At 52.8% G+C, this 18,897-nt stretch carries 14 protein-coding genes; 13 read left to right on the plus strand and 1 reads right to left on the minus strand.

The features are described from left to right. Positions 1–111: 111 nt before the first annotated feature. The gene (locus HMPREF1250_RS04170) at positions 112–1,578 is read right to left on the minus strand and encodes an ArnT family glycosyltransferase (RefSeq protein ID WP_023053354.1); all 1,467 of its coding nucleotides are present in this window, start codon (positions 1,576–1,578) and stop codon (positions 112–114) included. A gap of 212 nt (positions 1,579–1,790) precedes the next feature. Between HMPREF1250_RS04170 and uvrB the strand changes: the two genes are divergently transcribed. The 13 genes from uvrB (at position 1,791) to kdsA (ending at position 18,891) form a co-directional block, all read left to right on the plus strand. Further along, positions 1,791–3,944 carry an excinuclease ABC subunit UvrB gene (uvrB, locus tag HMPREF1250_RS04175; protein ID WP_023053381.1) on the plus strand — a complete coding sequence of 718 codons (2,154 nt, stop codon included), beginning with the start codon at positions 1,791–1,793 and terminating at the stop codon, positions 3,942–3,944. Next, on the plus strand, positions 3,944–6,808 hold the full coding sequence (gene uvrA / locus HMPREF1250_RS04180) for an excinuclease ABC subunit UvrA (protein WP_023053368.1): 2,865 nt from the start codon (positions 3,944–3,946) through the stop codon (positions 6,806–6,808). Before uvrB ends, uvrA begins: the two co-directional genes overlap by 1 nt. Then, positions 6,798–8,627, plus strand: a complete 1,830-nt coding sequence (gene uvrC / locus HMPREF1250_RS04185) for an excinuclease ABC subunit UvrC (protein ID WP_023053360.1) — start codon at positions 6,798–6,800, stop codon at positions 8,625–8,627. Before uvrA ends, uvrC begins: the two co-directional genes overlap by 11 nt. An 83-nt stretch (positions 8,628–8,710) precedes the next feature. Then, a complete protein-coding gene (gene lpxC, locus HMPREF1250_RS04190) occupies positions 8,711–9,559 on the plus strand; it encodes a UDP-3-O-acyl-N-acetylglucosamine deacetylase (RefSeq protein ID WP_023053394.1) in 849 nt (282 codons plus the stop codon). Then, positions 9,556–10,002, plus strand: a complete 447-nt coding sequence (fabZ, locus tag HMPREF1250_RS04195) for a 3-hydroxyacyl-ACP dehydratase FabZ (RefSeq protein ID WP_023053385.1) — start codon at positions 9,556–9,558, stop codon at positions 10,000–10,002. Before lpxC ends, fabZ begins: the two co-directional genes overlap by 4 nt. Positions 10,003–10,182: 180 nt before the next feature. After that, the gene (gene lpxA, locus HMPREF1250_RS04200; protein ID WP_023053396.1) at positions 10,183–10,989 is read left to right on the plus strand and encodes an acyl-ACP--UDP-N-acetylglucosamine O-acyltransferase; all 807 of its coding nucleotides are present in this window, start codon (positions 10,183–10,185) and stop codon (positions 10,987–10,989) included. 133 nt (positions 10,990–11,122) lie between these two features. Next, complete coding sequence (locus HMPREF1250_RS04205) at positions 11,123–11,935, plus strand: LpxI family protein (protein WP_023053388.1); 813 nt, start codon at positions 11,123–11,125, stop codon at positions 11,933–11,935. 11 nt (positions 11,936–11,946) lie between these two features. Further along, the gene (gene lpxB / locus HMPREF1250_RS04210) at positions 11,947–13,098 is read left to right on the plus strand and encodes a lipid-A-disaccharide synthase (RefSeq protein WP_023053379.1); all 1,152 of its coding nucleotides are present in this window, start codon (positions 11,947–11,949) and stop codon (positions 13,096–13,098) included. Next, positions 13,085–14,842: an ABC transporter ATP-binding protein gene (locus HMPREF1250_RS04215; RefSeq protein ID WP_023053369.1), complete on the plus strand. Its 1,758-nt coding sequence runs from the start codon at positions 13,085–13,087 to the stop codon at positions 14,840–14,842. The genes lpxB and HMPREF1250_RS04215 overlap by 14 nt, the downstream gene beginning before the upstream one ends. Next, positions 14,839–16,179 (plus strand): 3-deoxy-D-manno-octulosonic acid transferase, encoded by a 1,341-nt coding sequence (locus tag HMPREF1250_RS04220; RefSeq protein ID WP_023053372.1) that lies wholly within the window; start codon positions 14,839–14,841, stop codon positions 16,177–16,179. The genes HMPREF1250_RS04215 and HMPREF1250_RS04220 overlap by 4 nt, the downstream gene beginning before the upstream one ends. 5 nt (positions 16,180–16,184) lie before the next feature. Continuing rightward, the gene (lpxK, locus tag HMPREF1250_RS04225) at positions 16,185–17,318 is read left to right on the plus strand and encodes a tetraacyldisaccharide 4'-kinase (protein ID WP_023053376.1); all 1,134 of its coding nucleotides are present in this window, start codon (positions 16,185–16,187) and stop codon (positions 17,316–17,318) included. Then, complete coding sequence (gene kdsB / locus HMPREF1250_RS04230; protein WP_023053353.1) at positions 17,315–18,055, plus strand: 3-deoxy-manno-octulosonate cytidylyltransferase; 741 nt, start codon at positions 17,315–17,317, stop codon at positions 18,053–18,055. Before lpxK ends, kdsB begins: the two co-directional genes overlap by 4 nt. Then, the gene (gene kdsA, locus HMPREF1250_RS04235; protein ID WP_023053361.1) at positions 18,052–18,891 is read left to right on the plus strand and encodes a 3-deoxy-8-phosphooctulonate synthase; all 840 of its coding nucleotides are present in this window, start codon (positions 18,052–18,054) and stop codon (positions 18,889–18,891) included. The genes kdsB and kdsA overlap by 4 nt, the downstream gene beginning before the upstream one ends. Positions 18,892–18,897: the final 6 nt, after the last annotated feature.

Here is an 18,897-nt window from a genome sequence, read left to right on the forward strand (position 1 = left end):
AAACGCGCACCCTCTTTTCTATAACATAGAAAAATCCCCGACAGAAATACGGTAGCAGTATTTCTGTCGGGGATTTTTGGCAAACAGTTGAATGTAGTAGTATGACAAGTTCTATTTCTTTTGTAAAATCGTATACTTATTTACTGTTTCCTCGGACGTGTCGCCCGGTCCTGCCGTCGTTATTCCCCATTGTTGCAGGAATAAGGCCGGTGTTATCGGCTTTTGCGCCTCTCTGACAAGGGTGCTGCCCGGCGTTGTCGTTGCTCCTTCAATAGCCATCATGGGCATGACGTTTTTTGCATTCCAACTCAGCCCGTGTGGTTTCAGCTTTTCGAGGTCCGCGGCCGGTGCCGTTGCATAAATTTTTTTGTCGCTGTAAAAGACGGCTGATGTCCGATAAAAGCCGTCAAAGCAGATCGGCCCGGCCGTTGTGTCCATGACGCGCAGTTGCGTGCCGATTTCTTTGCCCGATTGGCGCAGCATGATCGTCGGAGCGAACAGTAAGGTCAAGGCGATGTAGATTGCAAAGCAGGAGGCGCCGACCGCCTTGACCGGCACGGCGGCATCTTTCCAGAGGACGGCGGACAAGATGGCGAAGGAGAACAGGGCCGGAAAAGTATACGTAGAATATTTGGTGGCGACTAATTCGAAAAAGATCAATATGACTGCCATATAGATTAGGAGCAGTCGGGTAATATCGGCGGCTTTCCGGAACTGCAGGTCATGGCGTTTCCATTTTTTATATAACGAAACGGGCAGAATAAAGCTCCACGGCAAAAACCCGACGGCATAAACGATCAGGTAAAAGTACCACTTATTTTGTCCGGGATGCTCCGAGACGGTCGCCCTGAGGACGTTGTGCACACCCAGGAAGTTTATCAGAAAATCGGCGCCGTGCAGGCAATACATCGTGCCGTACCAGAGACCGGTGAGGCTGAAAAAGAGCATCATGCCCGAAAAGAAATGAAGGCGCATGAATTCGTGCAGGTCCTTTTTGAGAAAGAGGAAGACCAGGGCGGCGAAGCCGGGCAGAAAAAGGCCGATCGGGTCCTTGGTCAAGGTCGCCAAGGCGGCGAACAGATAACAGCCGTAGTAGTAACGGGCGTTTTCCTTATAGCCCAAGTAAAAAAAGGCGATGGCGGCACTCGTGAAGAGGAAAAGAGAGGCGTCTGTAATGACGGCTTTGGAAAGCAGAAAAAATTCCGTACTCGTGCCCAAGATAACGGCGGCCCGCCAAGCGGTCTTTGCGTCGTAGGCGCGATTGGCGAACCAATATGTGAACAGAAGGGAAAGCGTTCCCATGACGGCTGAAGGAAAACGGGCGGCGAATTCATTGAAGCCGAAGAGCTTGAAGGACAATGCCAACTCCCAGTAGTAAAAAATCGGTTTATCATACCAGTAACGGCCAAAAATTTGTGGAGAAATCCAATCGCCTGACTGGACCATTTCTTTTGCCGTTAAGGCGTAATTCGATTCTGACGTGTCGGTGACAGCTAGCAGATTGTTGCCCAGCAGATACAAAAAAAGAGCGAAAAAGAGCAAAACGAGATAAGGATGTTCTTGTCGTAAACGCTTCATGGGAAACCTTCTTTCACTGCGTGATGTAATGAGCATACCTGGCCTCATTAAAGAAAGGTGTACGAAAAGTTAAATAAACTTTAAACTATCTTTCCGCAGCCGGACAGATTCGCGCATACGCCGAAAAGGAGGAGGTGTACATATGTTCGCTCTTATGGTATGATACAGGTACATTTCATTGATAATTATTATTTTTTATAGCAGGGGTAAAAATGGATGTAGCAGGGCATAATAAAGATTACGACGACAGCCGCCGTTTTCGCGTCGTCGCGCCGTATGAGGCGATGGGAGACCAGCCGGAAGCCGTCCGGTCGCTGGCCCGGGGCGTGGCAACCGGGCAATGGGCGCAGGTCTTGCTCGGCGCTACAGGTACGGGGAAGACGTTTACGATGGCCAAGGTTATTGAAGCTGTTCAGAAGCCGACGCTGGTCATTGCGCATAACAAAACGCTGGCGGCGCAGCTTTGCAGTGAATTCAAAGCTTTCTTTCCCGACAACGAGGTCGGATATTTTGTCAGCTATTATGACTACTATCAGCCGGAGGCGTATATTGCCACGACGGATACCTATATTGAAAAAGATGCGTCCATTAATGATGAGATTGATAAGCTGCGCCATTCGGCGACAATGAGCCTCTTTGAACGGCGCGACGTCATTATCGTCGCTTCCGTTTCCTGCATCTATGGCTTAGGTGACCCGGAAGATTACAGTGATCTCGTCGTGTCGCTTCGCCTGGGACAGGAAAAGGGACAAGCAGAGATTCTTCGTAAGCTCGTCGATATTCAATACACGCGGAATGACATGGAACTGCGCCGCGGCACGTTTCGCGTTCACGGCGACACGATCGAGATTTTTCCGGCCGCGTTTGACAGTTCCGTCATTCGCGTCGAAATGTTCGGCGATGAAATCGACAGGCTGACGGAAGTCGACGTGTTGACCGGAGAGGTATTGGCGGAACGCAAGCACGTCGCCATTTATCCGGCCAGTCATTATGTGACGACAAAGGAAAAGATGGAGAGGGCCATCGGCACGATCAGCCGTGAATTGGAAGAGCAGCTGAAACTGCTGAAAGAGGCCGGCCGTCTGCTGGAAGCGCAGCGGCTGGAACAGCGGACGCGGTACGATATGGAAATGATGGAAGAAATGGGATATTGTTCGGGAATCGAAAATTATTCACGCCATTTGTCGGGCCGTCAGGCCGGAGAAGCGCCTTATACGTTGCTCGATTACTTTCCCGACGATTTCCTGATCATGATTGACGAATCGCATGTGACGCTGCCGCAGTTGCGGGCTATGTACGCCGGTGACCGTTCCCGCAAGACGTCGTTGATTGAATACGGATTTCGCCTGCCGTCGGCTCTCGATAACAGGCCGCTGAATTTCGATGAATTTGTCGAACGGATCAATCAGATTATCTATGTCAGCGCCACGCCCGGCGACTACGAAATGGACGTGCAGACGAATTTGGCACAGCAGATTATCCGACCTACGGGGCTGTTGGATCCCTTGGTGGAAGTGCGACCGATTGCCGGCCAGATGGATGATTTACTCGGCGAGATACACCGGCGGATGGAACGCCATGAACGGGTCCTGGTAACGACGCTGACCAAAAAGATGGCAGAAGATTTGACCGATTATTTAAAGGAAATGGGAATTCTCGTCCGCTATCTTCATTCCGATATTGCGACGATTGAACGGGCCGAGATCATCCGCGATCTGCGCGCCGGTGTTTTCGATGTTCTCGTCGGCATCAATTTACTGCGTGAAGGGCTCGATATGCCGGAAGTTTCTCTCGTCGCCATTCTCGATGCCGATAAAGAAGGTTTTTTGCGTTCCGACACGTCGCTGATTCAGACGATGGGGCGCGCCGCGCGTAATGCCAACGGTCAGGTTATTATGTACGCCGACGTCGTTACGGGATCGATGGCGCGTGCCATGGAAGAGACGCAGCGGCGGCGTGAAGTGCAGGCGGCGTATAACGAAGCGCACGGCATTACGCCGCAGTCTATTCGCAAAGACGTCGTTGATCTGATCGAACTGACAAAGGTAGCGGAAGACAGAAGCGCCTATGAAGGGGAAGGCGAGGGATTGACGAAAGAGGCGCTCCATAAAGTTATCCATACCTTGACGGAACAGATGAAGCAGGCTTCGAAAACTCTGGAATTTGAAAAGGCCGCGCAGCTGCGCGACCGCTTGGGAGAACTGCGACAACAGCTTTCGGCGCTGGCTTGTGACGATACGCTGCCGAAGGAATTGCAAGGTGAAGATATGCCGCAGGCGAAGTTTGTCCGTAAAGTACGCCGTCCCGACCGCAGGCGCCTGAAGACGACTGCCGATAAAGGCGGAAAAGGGAGTAGACAACAGTGATGCCAACTGATAAATATATTGAGATAAAAGGCGCCAGACAGCATAATTTAAAAAACATAGATGTCAAATTGCCGCGCGATAGTTTTGTCGTTTTTACGGGATTGTCGGGATCGGGGAAATCGTCGCTGGCTTTCGATACGATTTACGCCGAAGGGCAGCGACGCTACGTCGAATCCCTTTCCGCCTATGCCAGGCAGTTTTTGGGGCAAATGGATAAACCTGACGTCGATTATATTGAAGGGTTGTCGCCGGCGATTTCCATTGACCAGAAGACAACGAGCCGCAATCCCCGTTCGACAGTCGGCACGGTGACGGAGATTTACGACTACTTGCGGCTTCTTTACGCCCGTGCCGGCGAAGCCTTTTGTCCGCACTGCGGCAAGCCGATCCGGCAGCAGTCGATTGAGCAGATGGCCGATGCCGTCCTGGCGCTCGGCGACGGAGAGAAGGTCATGATTATGGCGCCCGTTGTAGATGGCCGCAAGGGGACGCACCAGAAGGTGCTGTCCCGGCTGGTCAAAGACGGCTATGTCCGTGTCCGCGTTGACGGCGCCATGTATCTGCTTTCCGACGACATTCCGATGGAAAAGAACAAGAAGCATACGATAGAAGTCGTCGTGGACCGTCTGGTCGTCAAAGAACAAATCGTATCGCGCCTTACGGACTCCCTGGAGACGGCGGCCAGGTTGGGCGACGGTATTGTGCGCGTCTATCGGTTGGAAACGCAGGAGGTACTGACGTACAGTCAGCATTTTGCCTGCCCTGACTGCCATATCAGCCTGCCCGAAATCGAGCCGCACCTTTTTTCTTTCAACAGTCCCTTCGGCGCCTGCCCCGCCTGTTCCGGCATCGGCAGCACGAGAGAAGTCGACGAATCCCTTGTCATTCCTGACCGGAACAAGACCTTTGCAGAGGGGGCCGTGGCGGCGTTGAGCAGTAACCCCAACGCCTGGTTCATGAGGCAGCTCGGCGGCCTGCTGAAGCCGCAGGGATTCGGTCTGGACAATTCCTTTGCCGATTTACCCGGTGCGTTGCAGGAAAAGGTCCTTTGGGGTTCTGACGATCCCTGCGTATTTGAATATGAAAACATGCGCGGTGAAGTGAAAACATTTACGACGCCCTTTGAAGGTGTCATGCCGATGATCAGACGGCGTTACCGGGAGGCGTCCTCCGATATGATGCGTGATCAATTCGAGCAGTTCATGACGGTGAAGCCCTGTTCGGTCTGCCACGGCGCCCGGCTTAAACCGGAAGCGCTGGCTATCAAGATCGGCGGTATCAATATTCAGCAACTGACGGACATGACTGTCCGTGAAATGATCGCATTTTTTGAGACGGTACAGCTGACGGAAAGACAACAACTCATTGCCAAGCAGGTTTTAAAGGAGATCAGGGGGCGTCTGCAATTTCTGCAAACTGTCGGTTTGGAGTACTTGACGCTGTCCCGGACGGCAGGCACCTTGTCCGGCGGGGAAGCGCAGCGTATACGGCTGGCCACACAAATCGGTTCGGGTCTCGTCGGCGTTCTGTACATTCTCGATGAACCGTCAATCGGTCTGCACCAGCGGGATAATGAAAAACTGCTTCAGGCCTTGCGGCATCTGCGCGATATCGGCAATACGCTGATTGTCGTCGAACATGATGAAGATACGATGCGCGCTGCCGACTATATTTTGGATATCGGTCCCGCAGCCGGTGAACATGGCGGCCAGATCGTTGCTCAAGGTACGGCTGACGACATCATGGCCTGCCGGGAGTCCCTGACAGGCCAGTATCTTTCCGGCGCGAAATATGTGCCGTTGCCGCAGCGGCGTTGTCCCGGCAACGGGATGACAATCGATATTATCGGCGCCGCAGAGCATAACCTGAAAAATATTGACGTTTCTTTTCCTCTCGGTACGCTGACTGTCGTTACGGGCGTTTCCGGCTCGGGGAAATCGACCCTTGTCAATGAAATCCTGTACAAGGGCATGGCGGAGGCCGTCTACGGGACGCCTCACCGTCCCGGTAAGTTCAAATCCTTGCAGGGAACGGAACATATTGACAAACTCATTAATATCGATCAGTCGCCGATCGGCAGGACGCCTCGGTCGAATCCGGCCACGTATACGGGTGTCTTCGATTTTATTCGCCAACTTTACAGTCAGACGGCAGAAGCCAAGATCAGGGGATACAAGGCCGGTCGTTTCAGTTTTAATATCAAAGGCGGCCGCTGTGAAGCCTGTCACGGCGACGGCATTATTCGCATAGAAATGAATTTTTTGCCTGATGTTTATGTGCCTTGCGAAGTTTGCCGCGGCGCGCGCTACAACAGGGAAACGCTGGAAGTGAAATACAAGGGGAAAACGATTGCCGACGTGTTGAATATGACCGTTGATGACGCTTGCGAGTTTTTCGCCAATTTGCCACGTATCCTGAACAAGTTGCAGACCTTGCAGGAAGTGGGGCTCGGCTATATTCGGTTAGGTCAGCCTGCGACGACGTTGTCAGGCGGCGAGGCGCAGCGTGTCAAGTTGGCGACGGAGCTGTCGAAACGGAGTACGGGACGGACGCTCTATATTCTTGATGAACCGACAACGGGGCTGCACGCGGCGGATATCCACCGGCTGATGACGGTACTCCGGCTGCTTGTTGACGGCGGCGACACGGTCGTCGTTATTGAGCATAACCTTGATGTCATTAAAACGGCCGATTATATTATCGATTTGGGGCCTGAAGGCGGCGACGGCGGCGGTACGGTCGTGGCCGTCGGTACGCCTGAACAGATCTGCCAGGCGGCGGCATCGTATACGGGAAAGTTTCTGCAACCCGTCCTGGAGCGGACGCGACGGTTGATGACCGAAGAGGCGCGCCATGGCGTTTAGTGAAGGCGTACTGGAAAAGGTACGGAATTTGACGACCGAACCCGGCGTTTACCTGTGGAAAGACGGACGGGGACGTATCCTGTACGTCGGTAAAGCGATCAATTTGCGCAACCGCGTCAAGAGCTATGTTCACAACGATACCAACAGGGCTGTGAAGGTTGCGGCCATGCTCAGCCACGCCGTCGATTTGGAAACGATCGTCGTGGCGAACGAGATGGAGGCGCTGATTCTCGAGAATACGCTGATCAAAAAGCACCACCCCCGCTATAATATCATGCTGCGCGACGACAAGACCTATCCATATATCAAGGTGACGCTGCAAGAAGATTTTCCCCGCATGTTCATGACGCGCCGCGTCATGCGCGACGGCGCTCGGTATTTCGGACCTTACGCCGATGCCGGCGCCGTCCATCGCGTCTTGAAGGCGATGCAGGCGGCGCTTCGCCTCCGGACCTGCCGTTCCATGCGCGTGCAGCGGCCGTGTTTGCAATATCATTTGGGGCACTGCGATGCGCCTTGCGTCGGGTATATTTCCAAAGAAGCTTATCGCAAGCTTGCCCTGCGGGCTGTGGACGCGTTGGAAGGACGCAGTACGGAATTGCTGCTGCAGTTGCAGCGGCAAATGGAAGAGGCCGCCGAAAAAATGGAATTTGAGAAAGCCGCCATGTATCGCGATCAGGCGACGGCATTGAAGGTTATTCAATCCCAGCAGGATATCGTCACGCAAGGCGGGGATACGGATGTTATCGGGTTTGCCCGCTCGGCGGGACAGACTTGTGTGCAGATTTATACGATACGTGGCGGCAAGCTCATGGGACGGGAAACGTTCAGTCTGGAAAACAGCCTGGATGAAACCGACGCCGCATTGACGGAAGCGATTTTGGACCAGTACTATGTTGCCGGCGTTTTTGTACCGAAGGAAATCATCGTTCCTGCCGTCCGGGAACAGGCGGCTTACGAACATCGGCTGATCGGACAAAAGGGGCAGCATGTCACACTCGTCGTGCCGCAGCGGGGCATGAAGCGAAGATTACTGGAAATGGCGGAGAACAATGCCGCTGTGCTGATGGAACAGCGGCGGCTTCAGTGGCAACACGACCTCGATAAGACGAGCGGCGCCGTTGAAGCGTTGGCTCGCGCTCTTGATCTGCCGCAACTGCCGGAACGGATGGAGTGTTTTGATATTTCGCATATTCAGGGCAGCGAGACGGTGGCTTCCATGGTCGTCTTTGAAGGCGGCAGGCCGGCCAAAAGTGAATATCGCCGTTTTAAGCTGAAAACGGTGCAGGGAAAACCGGACGACTTCGCCGCTATGGCGGAGATCATGGCGCGGCGTTACAACGAAACGGATTGGCCCGAACCGGATCTGATCGTCATTGACGGCGGCAAGGGACAGCTGCATGCGGCCTTGCCGGTCATCCGCGGCGCCGGTGCGGCGGCGCCTGTCATCAGCTTGGCCAAGCGGATTGAAGAGGTCTTTGTTGAAGGCCGTTCCGATGCGATTATCTTTGATCACCACGCACCGGAATTGCAGTTGCTTCAAGCTATCCGGGATGAAGCGCATCGTTTCGCCATTACCTATCACCGCAAACTGCGCGGTAAACGGAATCTCGTTTCCGTCCTGGATCACGTCGCCGGCATAGGGCCGAAACGGCGCAAGGCATTGTGGCAGGCTTTTGGGAGTCTTGACGAAATGAAAGCCGCTTCGCTCGAAGAATTGGCTGCCGTAGACGGCATGAATCGGCTTGCAGCGGAAAATGTGTATTACTTTTTTCGCCTCGGTACCGATGAGAAACGAAAAGCGACAAATCAAAAGTAACGTTTGTCAAGGTAATGATAAATAAGGTATAATTAAAAAGTATAGCTAAATCTATTCCATAAACGGGGAAAGGAGGGATTTACATGTCTGGTTCAGTCCAAACGACATTAGCTGATTCCGTTGCTTATGACGGCATCGGTCTTCATGCGGCAGCGGACGTGCATATGGTGCTGCGTCCTGCGGCGGCGGATACGGGCATTTGTTTCGTCCGTACCGACTTGCCCGGCAAGCCATCTGTACCGGCACGGCTTGCCTGTGTAACGAACACGATGCGGGCGACGACCTTGGAACGGGGAGCGGCGAAGGTGTTTACAGTGGAACATCTCCTGTCGGCCTTGCAGGGATTGGGAATTGATAACTGCATCGTGGAAATGGATTCCGCCGAGCCGCCGGTCGGCGATGGCAGCAGCCGGGATTTCGTTGAGCTCATTCGACGGGCGGGCATTGCCTCCCTGACGGAGCCAAAACGGTACGCCGTCGTACGGCAGCAGCATATCATCCAGGAAGAGGACAAATTTGTCGCCGTTATTCCGTATGACGGATTTCGGATTACCTTTACATCTATCAATCCGCATCCCTTGCTGGGGCTCCAGTTTTTTGACGCAGAAGTCACGGAAGAATCCTATATCAGGGAAATCGCCTTTGCCCGTACGATCGCATTCACGCAGGAATTGGAAATGCTCCGGAAAATGGGGCTCGGCAAAGGCGGCACAATTGAGAACGTCGTCGTGTACGATGCGACGACATGTCTCTCCCGCGTGCGTAGCGGCGATGAACTCGTGCGACATAAAGTATTGGATGTCATCGGCGATTTGGCGTTGCTCGGCAGACCGCTCAAAGGGCATGTCATTGCCGTCAAATCAAGTCATAAATTGAATAATTTGCTGGCGCAGGCCATTGATGAAGAACTTGATCAGGAGGTATTGAAATGATTTTGGAAGTAACCGATATTATGGAAATTTTGCCGCATCGCTATCCCATGCTCTTAGTCGATCGGATCGTCGAATTGGAACCGATGAAATATGCCGTCGGCATCAAAAATGCGACTTTTAACGAGCTCTTCTTTCAAGGCCACTTTCCCGGCAAGCCCGTCATGCCCGGCGTCCTTCTGGCCGAAGCCATGGCGCAGGTCGGCGGCGTAGCCTTGCTATATCCTGAAGAGAACCGCGGTCTCATCCCTTTCTTTACGGGGATCGACAAGTTGCGTTTCCGTCACCCCGTGCGGCCTGGCGACCAAGTCGTCATGCGTGCCGATATTGTTAAGATAAAGGGCATGATGGGAAAAGTCAAAGCGATAGGTAAGGTCGGCGATACGGTTTGTGCCGAAGGGGAATATCTTTTTGCGCTGATGCCTGGACAGGATTCGGAAGAATAGAAGTATTAAGCCGTATTTTTGTGAAATTCGGCTGATCTTGACGTATATATGGTATAATAATCTGATTTTGCGATCTCCTGGCAGGCATAAATGAACAGCTTGCAGGGAGTATAAGTATATACGAAATGGAAATTTTTGTTCTTTCCCATGGAAACAAAAAGTAAACGAGGAGTGACTTTAATGACCGAGGAAAAGGAAAGCCTGGTGCAGTGCATACATCCGACGGCTGTTATCGATCCGCAGGCGGAAATCGGTCCGGGCGTCAAGATCGGACCTTATGCCGTTATCGGACCTCATGTGAAGATAGGCAGGGGTACGGAGATTATGGCCCATGTGACGATCGACGGCTGGACGACGATTGGTGAGGAGTGCCGCTTTTTTCCGTCGGCATCTATTGGCTCCGAGCCGCAGGATCTGAAATATCATGGCGAGAAAAGCTTTGTCATCATCGGGGACAGATCGGTATTTCGTGAGTTTGTGACGGTCAGCAGTGCGACCGGTGAAGGCGAAGAAACGCGGATCGGCAGCGACTGTCTCTTTCAGGCATGTACGCATATTGCGCATAACTGTAATGTCGGCAATCATGTCATCATGAGCAATTGCGCCGGTCTGGCAGGACACGTTATCGTCGAAGATCGTGTCGTAATCGGCGGTATGGCAGGCGTTCATCAGTTTGTCAAAGCAGGCCGCAATTGCATGATCGGCGGTTTGGCGAAAGTCGTTCAGGATATTCCTCCTTTTGTCATTGCCGATGGGCAGCCGGCTCGTTGCATCGGCTTGAACAGTGTCGGCCTTTCTCGCGCCGGCATATCCGAAACGGTGCGGCGTGAATTGAAAAAAGCATTCCGCATTTTGTATCGTTCCGGGTTGAATCTGGGGCAAGCTATCACCGAGATGGAGCAGGAACTGGACAGTTATGAAGAAGTGGAGCATTTTCTGCGCTTTTTGCGCAATGCCGAACGAGGTATTTGCCGCGGCACAAAATGAGCGGAGCAGAAGGCTGGCAAGGCATTGTCTTGCCGGTCTTTTTTTGCTAAGGAAGGTTGCCGATACTGACAGATACGCAGTTTTTTTGTATAATGTAAAAGTAAATGCAAACTTTATTACATAAGGTGATAAAATGGAAAAGCTCGGTCTTTTAGCCGGTATCGGCAACCTTCCCGTCGAATTTATGCGCGCAGCCCAGACGACGGGGCATGAAGTAGTCGTCATTGCCGTTGTCGAAGGGACGGCGCCGGAACTGGAAAGGGAAGCGAATATATATTATAAGATCAATGTGGCCAAATTGGACAAGATCATTAAGACCATGAAAGGCGAAGGCGTTTCCAAAGTCACGATGATCGGCAAGGTGACGAAGGAAATACTGTTCCGAGGTCTGAAATTTCCCGATTTTCGGGCGATCAAATTATTGGCGGCTCTGCACAATCGCAAGGACGATACGATTATGTTGGCCATTGTTGATGAACTGGCCAAAGACGGGATTGAAATCGTCGATCAGACGGCCTATCTGAAACCGTTGTTGCCGCCGGTCGGAGTATTGACGAAACGCCGGCCGACAGCCGAAGAAGCTGAAGATATCCGTTTCGGCTTTGCGGCGGCTAAAGCTATCGGCGGACTCGATATCGGTCAGACCGTCGTCGTTAAGCAGAAGGCCGTTATGGCTGTCGAGGCGATTGAAGGGACTGACGCCTGCATCCGCCGCGGCGGCGAACTGGGACGAGGCAGAGCCGTCGTCGTCAAAGTCGCCAAGCCGAATCAGGACTGGCGTTTTGATGTGCCGGCTGTCGGCAGGACGACATTGCAGTCAATGTTGGAAAGCGGTTGTACCGTTTTGGCAATGGAGGCGGGGCGAACTCTTTTCGTCGAACAGGAAGCGGTGCTATCTCTGGCGAATGAAAAAGGCGTCTGCATCTGTGCCGTCGACGGGACGTAGGAGCGGCGCAGATGAAAATTATGCTCTCTGCCGGAGAAGCTTCCGGCGATCTTCATGGCGCCAATCTGGCCAGCGCTTTAAAAAAACTGGAGCCGTCGGTTGAATTGATCGGCATGGGCGGCAGTCAGATGGCTGCGGCCGGTGTCGATATCCGTTACGATATCAAGAATCTCGGTTTTATCGGTATCGGTGAAATTATCAAAAAAATCCCCTTTTTCTTTCGGCTCCGTTCCTTCCTCGTCAAATTGATGGCGGAAGAAAGACCGGATGCCTTGGTCTGTATCGATTATCCCGGTTTTAACATGCGCCTGATCAAGAAGGCGAAAGCCGCCGGTATACCGGTCATTTATTACATCTTACCGACGATTTGGGCCTGGCAGAAGGGCCGCGGACCCGTTATTGCCAAATATACGGATCTGGCCGTATCCCTTTTTCCTTTTGAAGCGGATCTGTATCGGGCCATCGGAGCCAACGTTATCTATACGGGGCATCCGCTTTTAGACACCGTCCGCCCTGCGCTGACAAAAGCGGCGTCTTATGCGTATTTCGGTCTTTCTGCGGACAAGCCCGTCGTTCTCCTCATGCCGGGCAGCCGGATGCAGGAGGTGACGGGGCTGTTGCCGACGATGTTGGAAGGAGCGAAGCTGATCGCCGAAGCTATCCCGGAGGTCCAGTTTATCATGCCGCGGGCTTCGACGATTGACGGCGGTATTTTGCGGGACCTCGTTGCGGCGAGCGGTCTGGCGGTACATATCGGAGAGGATCATACGTATGACATGATGCAGATCAGTAGCGCCGCTGTCGTGGCTTCCGGAACGGCGACCTTGGAGACGGCCTTGATGGCAGTGCCGACATTGTTGGTTTACCGGATCGGAGCCTTGTCATATGCTTTGTCCAAGATACTGGTGCACATCGAAAGTATCGGTTTGCCCAATATTATTATGGGCCGCCGCATTATACCGGAGCTCTGGCAGGACGAAGTGACCGGTGAGAATATTGCCGCCGCCGTCGTTCCGCTATTGCAGCATGAGACGCAGCGGCAGACTGCCGTCAAGGCTTTGGCCGCAGTCAGAGCGGAAATGGGGGAAGGCGGCTCGATGGAACGAACTGCTGCCGCCATTTTACGATTCATAAAGGAGAAATCTCTGGATGGAACAATATAACAGCTGGCAAAGCTACAAAAGGCTGTTGGCCTTTGTTAAACCATATACCAAACGGCTGACTATCGCCGTTGTCTGTATGGCTTTTTCCGGCTTGAGCAACGTCGTCGTGCCGTGGCTGATCAAGGATGTTATTGACAAGGTCCTGGCAAACAAAGATGTATATACGCTGAACCTGATCGTCATCGGTATTTTGATTCTTTTTTTCCTGCGCGGTTTCTTCTATTTCGGACAGCGGTATTTAATGAGCTATGTTGGGCAGAAAATTGTCAATGATATCCGCGAAAAACTGTACCGTCACCTGCAAACCCTGTCGTTATCCTACTATGACAGGCGCAAGACGGGCGATATCATGAGCAATTTGACGAATGATGTCACGGCGCTGCAGACGGCGATTGCCGGGAATTTGATCTCTTTCGTTCAGGAAGCAGTCATTCTCATCGGCTCGCTGATCTCCATGGTTTATTTGTACTGGAAGTTGACACTGCTGACCTTGGTCATTGTTCCCCTCGTCGTCGTGACGATCAATTTTTTCGGCGGCCGTCTGCGCCGGGCTGGCCACGAGGTGCAGGGCAAGATGGCGGATATTACGTCGCTGTTGGAAGAAGCGATTTCGGGCATTCGGATTATCCGCTCCTTCAATCGTGAAGATTTTGAGATCAGGCGTTTTATGGTGCAGAATGACAATAATTTCTGGGCCCTGATGAAAACGACGAAGCTGACTTCCATGCTGACACCGTTCATCCAATTTTTTGCCGCCATTGCCGTCACCGGTATCATCTGGTACGGCGGCATGAGCGTTATTGAAGGGAAAATGACGGCAGGCGCGTTGATTGCTTTTTTGATTTATGCCATTAATTTAGCGAATCCGGTGCGGCGAATCAGTGAGATTTACGGTGATATCCAGAAATCCCTGGCAGCTGCCGACAGAGTCTTTGCAACGTTGGATACGACTGCCGACGTCAAGGAGAAGGAAAATGCCGTCACGCTGGCAACTGTACAGGGGCGAATCGAGTTCGATTGCGTATCTTTCGCTTATGATCAGGAGCACTTGGCGCTGAATCATTTCGATCTGTCCGTCGCACCGGGTGAAGTGGTTGCCCTGGTCGGTCCCAGCGGCGCCGGCAAGTCGACGGTAGCCAATTTGCTGCCGCGCTTTTATGATGTCACGGCCGGAGCCTTGCGGATCGACGGTATCGACGTCAGAGACGTCACGTTTTCATCGCTGCGCAATCAGATTGGTCTGGTGCCGCAGGAGACGATGCTTTTCAACGCCACGATACGGGAAAACATCCTTTACGGACGGCTTGACGCTGACGCTGCGGAGGTCGTCGCCGCGGCAAAAGCTGCTAATGCGCATGAGTTCATTATGGAGTTGCCCGGCGGTTATGACGCCGTTGTCGGCGACCGCGGCAGCGCTCTTTCCGGCGGCCAGCGGCAGCGTATCGCTATTGCCAGAGCCATTTTAAAGAATCCGCGGATCCTGATTCTGGACGAAGCGACGTCGGCGCTAGATACGGAAAGCGAAAAAATCGTTCAGGCAGCTTTAGATCGACTGATGCAAGGGCGTACAGCCGTTGTCATCGCGCATCGCCTGAGTACGGTTCGCAATGCCGACAAAATTGTCGTTATCGATCATGGCCGTATTGCGGAAATGGGAACGCATGATGATTTGCTGGCGCGGCAAGGGCTGTACGCCAGCCTGTATGCCGTCCAGTTCAACAAAAGTACAGAGGAAGCAGTATGATATCTAATTTGAAAGCAAAGTCTCTTTACTGGCTTTATAATATTCTGTTGGTCATGTATTGGGCCTCGTTGATACCGGTACTGATTTACAGACTGGTCAAGGAAGAAGGCTTTTATCAGCGTATCAAACAGAGCATCGGTTATTTGCCCGCCGATTTGAAACAGAAAATCGCCAATCGTCAGGCGATCTGGATTCATGCGGCTTCTGTCGGCGAGATAGTGGCTGCCAGCCCGATTGTCCGGGAGATTCGGCGCGATCACCCGGAGGAGATTCTCATCGTATCCGTCGTTACGGCGACGGGGTTCCGCATGGCACACCAAATCATAGACAGCGCTGACGGGATTTTGTACTTTCCTCTCGATTTGCCGTATTTTACCAACAGAATATTGAATATCGTCAAACCGAAGGTTATCGTTTTGGTGGAGACGGAGATATGGCCCAATTTTCTGCGCATTGCGGCGCACAAGCATATTCCCGTCATGATGATGAACGGCCGCATCAGCGTGCGGAGCGCCAAACGATATCGCATCATCACGTTTTTTACGCGCCGTGTTTTGTCTACGATCCGCGTTTTTTGCATGCAGAGCCGGATCGATGCCGACTATATCATTTCTATCGGCGCGGCGGCGGAAAAGGTTGTTATCACGGGGAATACGAAATATGATCAGACCTACGGTATTGTGACGGCAGAAGAAAAGAAAAAACTGTTGCGCGAATTCGGGTTTCCCGACAACCCGTATCCGATCATGATTGCCGGTAGTACGCACAAAGGAGAGAACGGCGCTGTATACAAAGCTTTCAGCCGCGTGCGCGAGAATTTCCCTGAAGCGCGCCTGATTATTGCGCCGCGGTACGTATATCAGGCCGATATCATCCATGATGAAGGATTGCGGTATGGTATTTCCATGGCCAAGCGGAGCGATATGCAGAAGGGAAAGCTTCCGTCCGGACCGTATGACGGTATCCTGCTCGATACGATCGGCGAGTTGGGACGTGTGTACAGTTTAGGCGATCTGATTTTTGTCGGCGGCAGCTTGGTTCGTGTCGGCGGTCATAATATTTTGGAACCGGCAGCGCACGGCAAACCGATCGTCGTCGGTCCGAATATGTTCAATTTTGTTGAAATATTCGAACTGTTGAGCAGTCGCGGCGCCTGTGTCATGGTGCAGAATGAAACGGAATTTATCGCAACCTGTATTGATATCCTGACTGACAGGAAGCGGGCTGACCGGATGAAGGCCAGCTGTCTCTCCGTCGTCAGTGAGAATCAAGGTGCGACGGCGCGCAATTTACAAGAGCTACAACGGTTGTTAAGTGATCTGCAATTGTGGAGATGAAAAAAATGTCTGTGCAGCAATCAATAGCGGATTGGTATCTGTCCCTGATCAACGGGGCAAATCATACGATACCGGAAAAAGCGGTGTTAACACTGCTGGAGTTCGTTTCCAAGGTATATGAGCACGGTGTTCGGAAGCGGTATGCCGCCTATGTCTCGGGAAAACGGACAACGCAGTCTCTGCCTGTTCCGGTTATCAGTATCGGCAATATTACGATGGGCGGCACAGGAAAAACGCCGATGGCCTGCTGGATCGCCAAATGGTTGCAACGGGAACGGTACTGCCTCGCCGTTCTGAATCGGGGATATCGATCTGCCGGCGAAAAAAAAGGCGCCGTCGTCTCAGACGGCAGGCAAGTTTTCCTTACGCCTGAAGATGGCGGTGATGAAGCCTGCCTGTTGGCGAGAAGTCTGCCCGGCGTACCCGTCCTGGTCGGTAAAAACCGAGGGCGAACCGGCAGCAAGGCGATTCGCGATTTTCATGCACAGGTTCTGTTGCTTGACGACGGATATCAGCATTGGCAGCTCGGCCGGAATTTGGACATCGTTCTGATAGACGGCACCGATCCTGTCGGTAACGGGGAAGTGCTGCCGCGCGGCAGCCTGCGGGAACCGTTGGAAGGATTGGAGCGCGCCGATATTTTCATCATCACGAAAGCCGATATTGCCGACGAGGAAGATAAAGAAAAAATTTATACCCTTTTGCGTCATTACAATCAGGAGGCCCCCATTGCCGAGGCCGTGCATAAACCGAAGTGGTGCGTGCCCTTTGCGGATTGGCTGCAGGGCAACGCAGCCGGCTCGCTTTCCGAAGATAGCGGCGTCGTGGCGTTGTCGGCTTTGGGAAATCCGACATCCTTTGAAGAAACGCTTCGGGAAATGGAGTATGAAGTGCGCCATACCGTGCGTTTCCCCGACCATCATCGGTACGGGTCCGACGACCTGCTGCAGGCCGCCGCTGTTGCTGCCGAAAAAAAAGCCGTCCTGGTAACGACGGAGAAAGATGCCGTAAAGATGGACGGAACCTTCATTATGGAACACGAAATCGAGCTGTACGTGCTCGGCATTGAAATCGAGATCATCGCCGGCCGTAAGGAATTGGAAAAACTATTGAAACGTACGATGGAGGATATGTCATGAAATTTATCTGCATCATTCCGGCACGTTACGCATCGACGCGCCTGCCGGGAAAGCCGTTGCTGGACATTGCCGGCAAACCGATGATTCAGCGTGTCTATGAACAGGCGAAACAGGCGGCGTGTCTTTCGGACGTCATCATCGCGACAGATGCTCCGTCCGTCTATGATTGCGTCGTCTCATTCGGCGGCAAGGCTGTCATGACGCGCGAAGACCATACGAACGGAACCGATCGTCTGGCAGAGGCGATCGGACACTTTCCGGACGCCGACGTCATCGTCAACGTTCAGGGTGACGAGCCGCTGATCACGGCTGATGTAATCTCTTCATTGTGCCGTGCTTTTGAAGAGGATGCGTCCCTTACGATGGCAACGGTAGCGACACCGCTGGCCGAAGAGGAGTATGACGATGTCGGCGCCGTCAAAGTTGTCACCAACTGTTGCGGAGAAGCTCTCTACTTTTCCCGATCGCTGATTCCCTACGGCAGGAACCCCTATACGGCGGGAAGCAGACCATGTAAGCATATCGGTATTTATGCCTATGGACGCGATTTTTTGCTGAAATATGCAAACATGGCGCCAACGCCGTTAGAATCAGCTGAATCGCTGGAACAGTTGCGGGTTCTCGAAAATGGTTATAAGATTAAAGTGATCAAAACGGCGCATCGGTTTATCGGTATTGATACGCCGGAAGACTTACAGCGGATTCGAGCGTATTTTGCAAAGGAGAAAAAGGCATGAAAGGTGTACATATAGGCCGTATAAACGTCGGCCATGACGGCAAGCTGTTCGTAATGGCCGGGCCCTGCGTCATTGAAGGCCGTGAACGTACGTTGAAGATCGGCAAGGCGATGAAAGCGATTTGTGAAAATTTGGGATTGACCTATGTGTTTAAAGCTTCTTTCGACAAGGCGAACCGCTCTTCGCACACGTCATACAGGGGCCCCGGACTGGCTGAAGGGTTAAGCATACTGCAAGAAATCAAAGAGGAATTGCAGGTTCCCGTCGTCAGCGACATTCACGGAGCGGAACAGGCCAAGCCGGCGGCGGCGGTGCTTGATATTATTCAGATTCCCGCTTTTTTATGCCGCCAGACCGATCTCTTGGAAGCGGCGGCTGCAACGGGAAAATGTGTAAACGTTAAAAAAGGGCAATTCCTGGCGCCGGAAGATATGAAAAATGTTGTCGAAAAAATAAGGCATGGCGGCAATGAAAATATTCTGCTCACGGAACGAGGCGTGACGATGGGGTACCATAACCTGGTCGTCGACATGCGCAGTTTTCCGATCATGCGTTCTTTCGGCTATCCCGTCGTTTTCGACGCCACGCACAGCGTGCAGCTGCCCGGCGGCGCCGGTACGAAATCGGCAGGGCAGCGCCAGTATGTAGGAACTTTGGCGAGAGCTGCTGCCGGCGCCGGCATAGACGGTATTTTTATGGAGGTTCATGATAATCCGCAGGAAGCGCTCAGCGACGGGCCGAACATGCTCTATCTGACACAGGTGGAGGATTTGCTGCGTGATGTCATGGCCATCCATGCAATTGCGCAACAAAGTAAAGAAACGGCTGAAGAATGAGGTGGA

The sequence above is a fragment of the Megasphaera vaginalis (ex Srinivasan et al. 2021) genome (genome assembly GCF_000478965.1).
Classification (GTDB): domain Bacteria; phylum Bacillota; class Negativicutes; order Veillonellales; family Megasphaeraceae; genus Megasphaera; species Megasphaera vaginalis.